This is a genomic window from Brachybacterium subflavum (genome assembly GCF_009299795.1).
GTDB classification, from domain to species: domain Bacteria; phylum Actinomycetota; class Actinomycetes; order Actinomycetales; family Dermabacteraceae; genus Brachybacterium; species Brachybacterium subflavum.
In genome coordinates this window covers 145,970-158,752 of record NZ_VIGP01000004.1, presented here as the reverse complement: position 1 = coordinate 158,752, position 12,783 = coordinate 145,970, and the positions used below count along the sequence as shown (strand labels likewise).

General features: G+C 72.9%; 10 protein-coding genes. 7 read left to right on the top strand and 3 right to left on the bottom strand.

Translation table 11 applies throughout. The annotated features are described in order from the left end of the window. The first annotated feature begins 15 nt into the window (after positions 1-15). Positions 16-1,404 (top strand): MFS transporter, encoded by a 1,389-nt coding sequence (locus tag FHG10_RS11030; protein ID WP_152353390.1) that lies wholly within the window; start codon positions 16-18, stop codon positions 1,402-1,404. A 103-nt stretch (positions 1,405-1,507) separates the two neighbouring features. On the opposite strand, the gene leuS is transcribed toward FHG10_RS11030, so the two are convergent. From leuS to panD, 3 genes are all read right to left on the bottom strand, one after another. Next, a complete protein-coding gene (gene leuS, locus FHG10_RS11025) occupies positions 1,508-4,426 on the bottom strand; it encodes a leucine--tRNA ligase (protein ID WP_152353389.1) in 2,919 nt (972 codons plus the stop codon). A 211-nt stretch (positions 4,427-4,637) separates the two neighbouring features. Then, positions 4,638-5,564 carry an AEC family transporter gene (locus FHG10_RS11020; protein WP_152353388.1) on the bottom strand — a complete coding sequence of 309 codons (927 nt, stop codon included), beginning with the start codon at positions 5,562-5,564 and terminating at the stop codon, positions 4,638-4,640. 23 nt (positions 5,565-5,587) lie between these two features. Further along, entirely contained in the window at positions 5,588-5,995 is a 408-nt protein-coding gene (panD, locus tag FHG10_RS11015) for an aspartate 1-decarboxylase (protein WP_152353387.1), read from the bottom strand. 278 nt (positions 5,996-6,273) lie between these two features. On the opposite strand from panD, the gene FHG10_RS11010 reads away from it, so the two are divergent. From FHG10_RS11010 to FHG10_RS10985, 6 genes are all read left to right on the top strand, one after another. Beyond that, the gene (locus FHG10_RS11010) at positions 6,274-8,034 is read left to right on the top strand and encodes a DEAD/DEAH box helicase (protein WP_152353386.1); all 1,761 of its coding nucleotides are present in this window, start codon (positions 6,274-6,276) and stop codon (positions 8,032-8,034) included. After that, on the top strand, positions 8,031-9,425 hold the full coding sequence (locus FHG10_RS11005) for an L-serine ammonia-lyase (protein WP_152353385.1): 1,395 nt from the start codon (positions 8,031-8,033) through the stop codon (positions 9,423-9,425). Before FHG10_RS11010 ends, FHG10_RS11005 begins: the two co-directional genes overlap by 4 nt. A gap of 318 nt (positions 9,426-9,743) precedes the next feature. Next, a complete protein-coding gene (locus FHG10_RS11000) occupies positions 9,744-10,667 on the top strand; it encodes a hypothetical protein (RefSeq protein WP_152353384.1) in 924 nt (307 codons plus the stop codon). Continuing rightward, positions 10,664-11,602, top strand: coding sequence for a serine/threonine-protein kinase (locus FHG10_RS10995; protein ID WP_152353383.1), 939 nt, complete (start codon positions 10,664-10,666; stop codon positions 11,600-11,602). The genes FHG10_RS11000 and FHG10_RS10995 overlap by 4 nt, the downstream gene beginning before the upstream one ends. 65 nt (positions 11,603-11,667) lie before the next feature. Beyond that, complete coding sequence (locus FHG10_RS10990; RefSeq protein WP_152353382.1) at positions 11,668-11,871, top strand: ribbon-helix-helix domain-containing protein; 204 nt, start codon at positions 11,668-11,670, stop codon at positions 11,869-11,871. Beyond that, complete coding sequence (locus FHG10_RS10985; protein ID WP_152353381.1) at positions 11,849-12,748, top strand: VOC family protein; 900 nt, start codon at positions 11,849-11,851, stop codon at positions 12,746-12,748. Before FHG10_RS10990 ends, FHG10_RS10985 begins: the two co-directional genes overlap by 23 nt. Positions 12,749-12,783 lie beyond the last annotated feature (35 nt).

Below are 12,783 nucleotides of genomic sequence, written 5' to 3'. Positions count from 1 at the left end.
GCTTCCCTGGGTGGCATGACCACGCACCCCACGGCACCGGGAGGCGCCGGCGCCCGGCCCGCGCAGCCCGCACAGTCCACGCTGAAGACCCTGCTCGGCACGGGGATCGGCAACGCCCTCGAGTGGTACGACTGGAACATCTACGCGAGCTTCGCGGTGTACTTCTCCGCGCAGGCGTTCAACGGGGACAACAAGGCCTCGGACTTCCTGGCGACCATGGCGATCTTCGCCGTCGGCTTCGTCGCACGGCCCTTCGGCGGCGTCGTCTTCGGCTGGATCGGCGACCGCATCGGCCGCAAGCACGGCCTGACCATCGCCGTGCTGTGCGCCTCGGCGGGCTCCCTGCTCATCGCGCTGCTGCCCACCTTCAGCCAGATCGGCGTCGCCTCCTCCGCCCTGCTGCTCGTGGCGCGGCTCGTGCGGGGCCTCGCCCACGGCGGCGAGCTGCCCAGCGCACAGACCTACCTCGCCGAGCACGCGCCGCGGAACCGGAGGGGCCTCTGGGCCAGCTCGATCTACGTCACGGGCACGCTGGGGCTGCTCGCGGGGCTCGTCGTCGGCCTGGTCCTCTCCGGCGCGCTCACGGAAACGCAGATGAGCGCCTGGGGCTGGAGGATCCCGTTCGCGGGCGGAGCCGTCCTGGGGCTCGTCGCCCTCTGGATCCGCAGCTCCATGGACGAGTCCGAGGTGTTCGAGGAGAACAGGGCGCAGCAGGAGGCCAGCGGCTCGAGGGCCAACGTCTGGCTCGCGCTCGCACGCAACTGGCGCACCGGGCTCATCGTCATCGGCATGACCGCGGGCCTCACGGTCTGCTACTACGTGTGGTCGGTCTCGATGGCCTCGCTCGCCCAGCAGAACCTCGGCTACTCCGACTCCGAGGCGTTCGAGGCCTCGATGATCGGCAACATCGTGCTCATCATCGCCCTGCCCCTGTGGGGCCTCGCCTCGGACCGCGTGGGCAGGAAGACCTGCGCGGTGATCGCCCTGCTGGGATCCGCTATCGCCTACATCCCGCTGGTGCTGCTGATCCAGGGCGAGTTCTGGCAGCTCGTCGTGGCGATCTGCGTGCAGCTCGCGCTCCTGGCGGGCTTCCTCTCCCATGCCCCCGCGATGTACGCGGAGATGTTCTCGACCGCCGAGCGCACGAGCGGCTTCGGCATCCCCTACGCGATCGCGATCGCCGTGTTCGGCGGCACCGCGCCGTACGTGAACACCTTCGTCTCGACCCACGCGGGCTCGGGCACCGGAGGGCAGATCGCCTTCGGGATCTACGCGATAGCGCTGCTCGTGATCTCCACGCTCACCATCGTCCTGTGCCTGCCCGAGACCAGGGGCAAGGACCTGCGCGAGGTCGGCTCCGCCTCCGTCGAGGGCGCCTCGGGCGTGTCGACGGCGACCCGGTGACGACGCTGGGCCCGCGCGGCGCGCTCGCGCCGTGAGGCCCGTCCGGGCCCCGGGCGCCGATGCGGCGGGCCGACGGGGATCGTGCCCCGTCGGCCCGTCGTGATCAGACGACGATGTTCACGAGCTTCGGTGCGCGCACGATGATCTTGCGGATCTCGGCGTCGCCGATCAGCTCCTGCACCCGCGCCTCGGCGAGCACGGCCTCCTGCAGGGCGTCCTCGCCGATCTCGGGATCGACCTCGAGGCGGTGGCGGACCTTGCCCTTGATCTGGACCACGCAGGTGACCGCGTCGGCCTTCACCAGGTCGGGATCTGCCGCGGGGAAGCGCTCGCGCGTGACCGTCCCCTCATGGCCCAGGCGCGACCACAGCTCCTCGGCCAGGTGCGGCGCGAACGGCGCCAGCATGATCACCAGCGGCTCGACGGCCTCTCGGGGGGAGGACCCGGACTTCGTGAGCTGGTTGACCAGCTCGATGAGCTTCGCGATCGCGGTGTTGAAGCCGAAGGTCTCCATGTCGCGCGCCACGCCGTCGATCGTGCGGTGCACGGCCTGCTTCGTGGGCAGGTCGGCGGGGTCCTCGCTCACGCGCAGCTCGCCGGACTCCTCGTCCACGACCAGGCGCCACAGGCGCTGCAGGAAGCGCTGGGAGCCGACCACGGCGCGGGTCTCCCACGGGCGGGAGTCCTCGAGCGGGCCCATCGACATCTCGTACACGCGGAAGGTGTCGGCCCCGTACTCGTCGTACATGTCGTCCGGGGTGACGGCGTTCTTCAGGCTCTTGCCCATCTTGCCGTACTCCTGGGAGACCTTCTCGCCCCGATGGGTGAAGGTCCCGTCGGACTCCTCGACGACCTCGTCGGCCGGGACGTACATGCCGCGCGCGTCGGTGTACGCGAAGGCCTGGATGTACCCCTGGTTGATGAGGCGGTGGAAGGGCTCCTGGCTCGAGACGACACCCCGGTCGAACAGCACCTTGTGCCAGAACCGCGCGTACAGCAGGTGCAGCACGGCGTGCTCGACGCCGCCGACGTACAGGTCGACGCCGCCCACGTCGCCCTCACGGCGCGGGCCCATCCAGTAGCGCTCGTTGTCCGGCTCGACCGCGTGGGCGGCGTCCGAGGGGTCGATGTAGCGCAGCTGGTACCAGGACGACCCGGCCCACTGCGGCATCGTGTTCGTCTCGCGCAGGTACTCCTTGGGGCCCTCGCCCAGGTCCAGCGTCACGTGCGTCCAGTCGGTCGCGCGCGAGAGCGGGGTCTGCGGCTCGGTCTCGGCGTCCATCGGGTCGAAGGTCTTCGGGGAGAAGTCCGTGACCTCCGGCAGCTCGACGGGCAGCATGCTCTCGGGCAGCGCGATCGGCGTCTCCGGATCGGCGGGGTCGTAGACGATCGGGAAGGGCTCGCCCCAGTAGCGCTGGCGGGAGAACAGCCAGTCCCGCAGACGGTAGGTGGTGCGGGCGCGGCCGAAGCCCTTCGCGGTCGCGTACTCGGTGGCCAGGCGCTTGGCCTCGTCCTTGTCCAGGCCGTCCAGGTCCAGCTCGTCGTTCCGCGAGTTGATCTTCGCGCCCTCGCCGGTCCAGGCGCCGCCCTCGAAGTCGGCCGGAGGCTGGACGGTGCGGATGATCGGCAGCTCGAAGCGGTCGGCGAAGGCGAAGTCGCGCTCGTCCTCCGCGGGGACGGCCATGATCGCCCCGGTGCCGTATCCGGTGAGCACGTAGTCCGCGGTGAACACGGGCAGGCGGCGTCCGTCCATGGGGTTCACGGCGAACAGGCCGGTGAACACGCCGGTCTTCTCACGGTCCTCGGCGGTGCGGTCCTCCTCGCCCGCCGCGGCGGCGCGCTGCTGGTAGGCGCGCACGGCCTCGCGCGGGCTCGCGGCGCCGCCCGTCCAGGCGTCCCTCGTGCCCTCGGGCCATGCCTCCGGCAGGGAGTCGGCGTCGGCCAGCAGGCCGTGCTCGGGGGCCAGCACGCAGAAGGTCGCGCCGAACAGGGTGTCCGCCCGGGTCGTGAAGACCTCGAAGCCCGCGGCGTCCCCGTCGCGGCCCTCGATGCCGAAGGCGATCTGGGCGCCGTGGGAGCGGCCGATCCAGTTGCGCTGCATGGAGCGCACGGCCTCGGGCCACTGGACGCGGTCCAGGTCCTCGAGCAGGCGGTCGGCGAAGGTCGTGATGCGCATGTTCCACTGGCGCAGCGTGCGCTGGAAGACCGGGAAGTTGCCGCGCTCGGAGCGGCCCTCGGACGTGACCTCCTCGTTCGCCAGGACGGTGCCCAGCCCCGGGCACCAGTTCACGGGCGTCTCGGAGATGAAGGCCAGGCGGAAGGATTCCGCGAGGTCGCGGATCTCCGTCTCGGAGGCCCCCGCCAGATCCTCGGCGCTGCGGCCCGCCCAGTCCTCGGGCAGGGCGATGCCCTGGCGCTCCGCCAGCGCGAAGGGATCGACGGCGCCCGTGCGCAGCTCCTCGACGAGCTCGACGATCGGGCGGGCGCGCCCGCGCACGCCGTCGGCGTTGGCAGCCGACGGGTCGTACCAGGAGTCGAAGACCTGCAGGAAGATCCACTGCGTCCACTTCACGAACTCGGGGTCCGTGGTCGCGAAGGAGCGGCGCGCATCGTGGCTCAGACCCAGGCGGTGCAGCTGGCGGCGCATGTTGGCGATGTTCGCCTCGGTGGTGGTGCGCGGGTGCGTGCCGGTCTGCACGGCGTACTGCTCGGCGGGCAGGCCGAAGGCGTCGTAGCCCATCGTGTACAGCACATTCCTGCCCAGCGTGCGCTGGTAGCGGGCGATCACGTCGGTCGCGATGTAGCCCAGCGGATGGCCCACGTGCAGCCCCACCCCCGAGGGGTAGGGGAACATGTCCATGATGTACATCTTCTCGGGCAGGTCCGCGGGGGCGGTGCCGTCCGCGAGCGGTCCCACCGGGTTCACGGCGTCGTAGGTGCCGTCCTCGTCCCAGCGCTTCTGCCAGCGCTCCTCGATGCTCCGGGCCATCTCGGCCGTGTAGCGGAAGGGTGCCTCGCTCATGGATGTCTGTCCTTCTCGGTGGTGGTCCTGGGGCCCGTGCCCGCTCCGGCACAAAAAAACCCCCGCACAGGCGAGGGGAGCCGCGTCGGTGTCCGGTCCCCGGGGCCGACGGCTGGGGCGGACGCATGTCCGGCGCGGCTACGGAAGCAGGAGCGAACGAGCCACGAGGCGATCCTATCGCGACCCGTCGCCGGGGTCACGGAGGACCCGCTCACGCGCTCATCACGCCGGAGACGATCAGCAGGGTGATCACGGTGCCGACCGTCGTCAGCAGCACCGTGTCGCGGGCGAGGTTCTCGGCGGCCTTGTACTGGGAGGCGGCGACGAACACGTTCTGCGCCGTCGGCAGCGCGGCCATCACCACGACCGCGAAGAGATCGTGCCCGTCGAGTCCGAGCAGCAGTCCCAGGCCGAGGGCGATCACGGGCATCACGGCGAGCTTGAAGACGGTGGCGATCGCGATCAGCCCGCGGTACCCGTCGTCCTTGGCGAGCGGCGCCGACCCCATCAGCGAGATCCCGTAGGCCAGCAGCATCGCGGGGATCGCCATGTCCGCGATCGAGCCGAAGGGCTGCAGGATCACCTCCGGCAGCTTCACCCCGCACACGACGAGCACGATCCCGACCGCGGCGGCCACGATCGTCGGGTTCGAGGCGATGTTGCGCAGCACGCCCGCGGGGGAGGGACGCATCTTCGTGGTCACGGCGTGCAGCACGAACAGGTACAGCGGCGTGTAGATCGCCTGCTGGAAGAGGATCACGGGCAGCGCGTGCGAGGTGTCGCCCAGGACGTACGCGGCGATCGGGAAGCCCATGTTCGCGCCGTTGACCACGGAGCCGCTGATCGCGGTGACCACGAGCTCGGCTCCGCGGCGCTTCGTGAGCACACGGATGATCAGCAGGAGCAGCCCGCCCGAGAGGAGACCGGAGACCCCGGCGATGAGCATCGGCGTGGACAGCACCTGCCCCAGGTCCGATTCGAGCAGGGAGGTGAGCACGAGGCAGGGCGAGGCCAGGAAGAACGTGGTGCGGTTCAGGACGAAGCGCCCCTGCTCGCCGAGGACTCCCGTGCGTCCGACGATCCAGCCGATCGCGATCAGGCACCAGACGATGAAGAACCCGGAGAGGACCCCTGTCACGGCTCAGCTCACCCGTGCGGGGCTCAGCGGCCGGTGCGCTGGTCGGGCATGCCGGGCACGGGCTCCGCGGGGTCGTCGCCCACCTTCACCACGCGGTTCGCGCCGTCCACGTGCACCACGCAAGGGTGGTGCCCGGCGGCCTCCTGCCCGTCGAACAGGCCGTAGGCGATGATGATCACGAGGTCGCCGGGGACCACCAGATGCGCGGCCGCCCCGTTGATGCCGATGACGCCGCTGTCGCGCTCGCCCGTGATCGCGTAGGTCTCCAGCCGCGCGCCGTTGGTGACGTCCACGATCGAGACCTGCTCGTTCTCGAGGATCCCGGCGGCGTCCATCAGCGCCGCGTCGATCGTCACCGAGCCGACGTAGTGCAGGTCGGCCTGGGTCACGGTCGCGCGGTGGATCTTCGAGGTCATGAGTGTGCGCATCATCGGGGCCATTCTCCCACGGTCCGACGGGCCCGGCGAGGCGCGACCACCTCGTGACGCGACCTGTGACGAGCGCCCCGTCGGGCCGACGGCGGGCGAGTATGTCCGGCCGACGGGAGGCATTGCGCACCCGCATGCCCCGCACGGCCTCGCGCGAGCGCGCGGTGCGCGATGATGGAGGAGCGCTCCGCCCGATCGACGACCCGATCGAAGGCCCGTTGCACGGCCGGATCGGGTCACCGATCGGCCCCGAGGGGCGCCCCGACCCAGGAGGACCCCCGATGCCCAAGGCACGCCGCCGCAGCGCCCACAGCTCGTCCCGCTTCGACGACATGGCGCTCAGCGAGGAGCTGCTCGCCGTGCTCGCCGAGCAGGGCCTGACCCGCGCCTTCGAGATCCAGGAGGCGATCCTGCCCGACGCCCTCGCCGGCCGCGACGTGATGGCGCGCGCCGAGACCGGCTCCGGCAAGACCCTCGCCTTCGCGCTCTCGATGTGCGCCCGGTTCCGGGGGCGCAAGGTGCACCGCCGTCGCCCGCTCGGCCTCGTGCTGGTTCCCACCCGCGAGCTCGCCGTGCAGGTCGTGGACACCTTCCATCCCTTCGCCCGGGCCGTGGGCATCCGCGCCCAGCTGGTCGCCGGCGGGATGAACATCGAGAAGCAGGCCGAGGCCCTGCGCCGGGGCGCGGAGATCGTCGTCGCCACGCCCGGTCGTCTCCTCGACGTCGCCGCGCGCGACGCCCTGTTCCTCGACCGCATCGAGACGACCGTCGTGGACGAGGCCGATCACATGGCCGACCTCGGCTTCCTCGACCAGGTCGGGGAGATCCTCGCGGCGACCCCGATGGGCACCCAGAAGATGCTGTTCTCCGCGACGCTCGACGGCCAGGTCGAGACCCTCGTCGACAGCTTCCTCGTCGATCCCGTCGAGCACGAGACCACTCCGGTGGCCGCCGCGGTGAAGACCATGTCCCACCACGTGCTCGCGGTCGCCCCCAAGGCCAAGCGTCAGGTCATCGCGCAGCTCGCCGCGCGCCGCGGGCGCACCCTCGTGTTCACGCGCACCCAGCTGGGCGCCGAGCGCATCGCGGCGGAGCTCGTGGAGGTCGGCGTGCAGGCGGCGGCGCTGCACGGCAACAAGCAGCAGGGTCTGCGCACCAACGTCCTGGCCGGCTTCCGCGAGGGCGACTTCCCGGTGCTGGTGGCGACGGACGTCGCAGCCCGCGGGCTGCACATCGACGACGTGAGCATGGTCGTGCACGCCGATCCCGCCACCGACTCCAAGGAGTACGTGCACCGCTCCGGCCGCACGGCGCGAGCTGGCGCCGCCGGCAGCGTCGTCACCCTCGCGCTGCCGCACCAGACCCGGGGCACCCGCGCCGTGCTCGAGGCGGCCGAGGTCGAGCCCACGTGGGAGGAGGCCCGCAGCGCCGACGCCCAGGCGCTCATCGACCTGGGCGGTCGCACGCCCTCGGGCGAGCCCGCCGCGGACCCGGCGAAGATCAAGCACAAGGGCGCCCCGCGCAAGCTCCGCCTCTCCGGCGGCGTGGCGAACGGCGGTGAGGGCGCGAACGCGGCCCGCGCCGAGGAGCGTCGCACGAACGAGGAGCTCCGCGCCGCCTGGGACGAGGAGGCCGCTGCCGAGGGCGGGCCCTCGACCGGGCGCGGCGCTCGGCGAGGAGCAGGCGGGTCCGGCGGCCGCGGCTCGGGCGGGAGCGGGGCTGGCGGCCGCGCCGGTGCAGGACGCTCGACCGGCCAGCGCAGCGGAGGCCGCACGAGCGGCCGCACCGGCCAGGGGCGCACGGGCGGCGCACGCTCGGGCGGCAGGCAGGGCGGCGCCCGCACCGGCGGCGATGCTCCCTCCGGGCGGTCCGGCGGCGGCTCCCAGGGCGGGCACGGCGGCTCGCGCAGCGGGCGCGGCGGCCAGGGCGGTCGCGGTGGCCAGGGTGGTCGCGGCGGCTCGCAGGGACGCGGCGGCCCTCAGGGCGGTCGCGGCGGTCGCCGTGGCGGCGGGGGAGCGGGCCCGCGCAGGGGCGGACGATGAGCATCAGCCTGTTCGACCTGTTCAGCATCGGGATCGGGCCGTCGAGCTCCCACACCGTGGGCCCCATGCGGGCCGCGAGCCTGTTCGCGCGCGAGGTGCTCGAGGACCGGGAGACCGGGCCGCGCGTCGCGGACATCGGCGTGCATCTGTACGGCTCGCTCGCCGCGACCGGCCAGGGCCACGGGACTCTCGACGCGATCGTGATGGGGCTCGAGGGAGCCGACCCGGAGACCGTCGACCCCGTCGTCGGACGCGAGCGGGTCGCGCAGATCGAGGCCGGGGGAGGGCTGCTGCTGGACGGCCGCCTCGCCGTCGCCCTGCGTCCATCCGCGATCGTGCTGCACCCTCTGACCTTCCTGCCCCAGCACTCCAACGGCATGACCTTCGAGGCCTACGACGCCTCCGGCGAGGTGATCGCCAGCCGACCGATGTTCTCGGTGGGCGGTGGTTTCGTCGTCGACGCGGCGGATATGGACCAGTCGATCGCCGAGGTCGCCTCCGAGGAGGCGGGGCAGGCGATCTTCACCACCGGCGCCGAGCTCATGCGGGTGTGCGAGGAGCGCGGGACCTCCGTGTCGGCCGCGATGATGCGGCGCGAGCTGCAGTGGCGCAGCGAGGACGAGATCCGCGAGAGCGCGCTGCGGATCTGGGGCGCCATGAGCGACTGCATCGAGCGCGGTGTGCACACCCCCGGTGTGCTCCCCGGCGGCCTGGACGTCCGGCGCCGCGCGGCCTCCTGGTACGACTCCCTCAGCGCGGAGGATCCCGGTCATGGCGCCGAATCCGCCCTGGAATGGGTCTCGCTCGCGGCGCTCGCCGTGAACGAGGAGAACGCGGCCGGCGGGCGCGTGGTGACCGCGCCGACGAACGGTGCGGCAGGGATCATCCCGGCCGTCCTCTACTACGCGACCCACTATCTGCGCGACGCCGATCCCGACGACGTCGCCGTGCGCTTCCTGCTCACTGCCGGCGCCATCGGGTCCCTCTACAAGGAGCACGCCTCGATCTCCGGCGCGGAGGTGGGCTGCCAGGGCGAGGTCGGGTCCGCCTGCTCCATGGCCGCTGCGGGCCTCGCCGAGGTGATGGGTGCCAAGCCCCGCCAGGTCGAGAACGCCGCCGAGATCGCGATGGAGCACAACCTGGGCCTGACCTGTGATCCCGTAGGAGGCCTCGTGCAGGTGCCCTGCATCGAGCGCAATGCCATGGCCGCGGTGAAGGCGATCACCGCCGCCCGCTTCGCCCTGCGGGGCACCGGCGAGCACTTCGTCTCCCTCGACACCGTGATCGAGACCATGCGCCAGACCGGCAAGGACATGTCCGAGCGCTACAAGGAGACCGCCATGGGCGGCCTCGCCGTGACCGCGGTGCCGGTGTCCCTGCCCGAGTGCTGAGCTCCGGCCGAGCGGACGGCGGCGGTCCTGCGCGCCCTGCAGGGCGCGCAGGCGGGTGAGTCCCGTCGCATGATCCCGGTGCCGTGGCGTCGGCCGTGGTGTCCGATTCCTCCGAATTCCTCCGCGTGGGTAGGGTGAGGCGGAGTCGGGCGCCCCGAGGGGGAGCGCCCCGGTCGCGATGGGGAGTCGATGGCATCCAGCGGGCACGGCGCCGAGCGGGGCGGGACGAGGTCCCCGTCTCCGGGGGTCTCTCCGTCTGCGCGGCCCCCGTCCCCGCGGATCCCGTCGCCCCGCACCCCGGCGAGCCCGGTGTCCCCGATGCTCCGGCCGTCGGCCCCCGCCCCCGACCCGCCGGGACCCCTGCCCGACGACACCTTCGGAGCGCGGCTGGATTCGGCGCTCGCGGCGCGCGGCCTCGCGCTCGAGCGCGTGTGCGAGCGGCTGCGCGCAGCCGGTATCGCCCTCTCTCCCTCCACCCTCTCGCTGTGGCGGCACGGCCGCAGCCGGCCGCGCCGGAACGAGGCCATGCGCGCCGTCGGGGAGCTCGAGAACGTGCTGCGCACACCTCGGGGATACCTCCTGGACACCCTCGTGCGCAGTCTCCCCGCTCACCACTGGAGCGCCCGCACGGAGTCGGAGGACCCTGTGCAGCGGGTGCGCGAGGAGATGGGGCTGGATGAGGGGGACACCGTGCAGAGGCTGCTGGTGCACCACCGCATCGACATCGATCCGCAGCATCGGCCCATCGGGGTGCGGATCCGCCGCGTCCTGCGCTCGACCCGCGAGACCGTCTCCCGCATCGGCGTCACCTCCAACGGCGCCGCGGGCATCCCCCTCGAGCTGGTGCCGGGGCACGGCAGCCGTCTCGGGCGGCAGCGCTCGTGGCCCGAACAGGGACTCCTCTTCTCGGAGCTCCTCCTGGACGAGCCGATCGTCCCCGGCAGGATCGCCACGCTCGATTACACGGTCCGGCCCATCGCGCCCCCGAACCCCTCGGACGAGCTCGACGGCGGCTACATCGTGCACACCGAGTTCCCCGTCTCGACGATCGTGCTCGAGTGCCGCTTCCCGATCGGGGCCGTCCCGGCCTCCGCGGCCTCGCTCGTGCGCTCGCGTGCGGCCGCCGCGCGCTCGAGCGCCGAGCATCCGGTCGAGGTGGGCAGGGACGGCATCGCTGCCGTGGTCGCCCACGGCATCGACGAGGGCTCGGTGCGCCTGGGGTGGACATGGAGGGCCGCATGACCGCGACCGTGCCGCGCCGCCGCGGCCTCGGCGCAGGCGGCGACTTCGCGATGCGGCTGCGGGAGACCATGATCGCGCGCGGCATCGGCTTCGCCGAGCTCGCCGGCATGCTCGCCCGAGCGGGCGCGCCGACCTCGCCCGCGACCCTCTCGTACTGGGCGAGCGGCCGCTCCCGGCCCCGTCGCCGCTCCTCCCTGGGCGTGGTGCAGGCGCTCGAGCAGTGCCTCGACCTCGAGGACGGCGAGCTCGTGGATCTCGTGGACATCGACGCCGAGACCTGGCGCTACCGCAGCGCGGCGGAGGCCGCACGGCTGCTCCCGCGCGCGAAGGAGGCGGAGGGCGCTCGGCGCGCGTGGGGCCTGCGCTGGGACGACGGACTGCGTCGCGAGTACGTGCGCACGGCGCTGGATCTGGATGCTCCTCGCGGCGAGGCGATCCTGCACTACGACGTCGTCCTCACGGCGCAGCGCGGTGGAGCGGACCGGCTCCTCGCGGTGCTCGAGGCGTCGCCGGGCTCGCTGGCCTCGGAGGGAGCACGGGTGCTCGGCGCCGACCTGGGGAGGCGCGCAGCCCTCCCCGGCGGCGCGACCCTCGTGGAGGTCGTGCTGCCGCGGCCGCTCGACGAGGGCGAGGCGGCGGTGCTCGAGCTGGCCTTCCCCCTCCCCGGGGCGATGGAGCGCGGGCGGTTCGTCAGCTGGCACATGCGCCCCGCGGATCTCGCCGTCACGGAGGTGCACCTGCCCCGGCGCGAGGGGCGCGGTGAGCGGGCCGCGCAGGGTGAGCGCCCCTGGTCCGTGCGGAGGACCGTCGCGACCGTGGGGCGCGCCGGGCGGCGCGTCGACGAGGTGCATGCGGGCTCCCTGCCGCACGGTGCGCTGCTGCAGAGCGTCATGGCCGAGGTCGTCGCCGCGACCTGCGTTCTCGAGTGGGAGTGACGGCGCGCGGGGACGGGGCGTGGAAAGCCCTGGCAGACAGCATGCGAGAATGCTAGCATGCTCGCATGCCCGGAAGCTCTTCCTCGACCGACGGCGCCGGCGGCAGCGACCGCAAGGTGCAGTTCAACGTCTACCTGCCCAAGGACCTCGTGGTCGCCGTGAAGCATCGCGCGATCGACGAGTCGTCCTCCCTCAGCGCGCTCGTCGAGTCGGCTCTGCGCGCGCACCTCGGAAGGAGCGTCGAGGATGACGCCCGAGACCACTCCTGAGACCGCCGCACCCGCCGCCGGGACGGGCTCGGCGCCCGCCGCCGCACCCGATCTCACCGTCTTCCCGCTGCGCTTCACGGCCGATCCGCGCGCGATGATCGCGTTCCTCGTGGAGCTCGGGATGGCCCGCCGCATCACCGCCGGCGACGACGGTTTCGGCGAGCTGCGCGCAGGTGCGGGCGCCGTCATGGTGCATGCGGCCTCCGGCAGCGCCACGGGCGCCCGGCCGGGCACCACGGACCTGTGCATGGCGGCGCCGTCGGCCGACGAGGCCGCAGAGTCCCTCGAGCGCGCGGGCATCGAGGTCACGGTCTGGGACGAGAGCTACGGCCGGCAGGGCATGATCACCGGGCCCTGCGGCGAGGGCGTCTCGCTGAACGAGGACCAGGTGGACCTCTACGGCTACGAGGGCCACGATGCGTCCCCGGATCCTCGCCTGCACGTGTGCGCGGTGCTGTCGAGCGAGGCCTTCGCGCCCGACGCCCGCTGGCTCGGCCGGCTCGGCTTCGCCCCCGCGGCGGTCGGCGGGGTGGGCGGGACCGGCGGAGCAGACGGGGCCGAGGGTGCGGACCCAGACCCCGTCGCCGCCGAGCGCAGCGGGTGGCTCGAGCTGCACGGCCCCGGGAGCGCGGGGATCATCGGTCTCCACGCGCCGATGGCCGGGCGTGAGCGCACGCGTCGCGCCTCGCCGGAGATGCCCGACCTGCCGCCCACGCTCCAGGTGCGCCTGGGCTTCGAGACCTCGGAGGACCTCGAGGCGCTCGCGGCGAGGCTCCGCGTCGCCGGGTACGACGCGCGCCTCGTCGAGGGGGCAGTGCGTGCGGTGCACGTGCCCGACCCCGACGGCATCGAGGTCGAGATCCATCCGCTGCCCTGAGGGGCTCGGCGCCCGCGCGCGGCGGCCGCCGATCA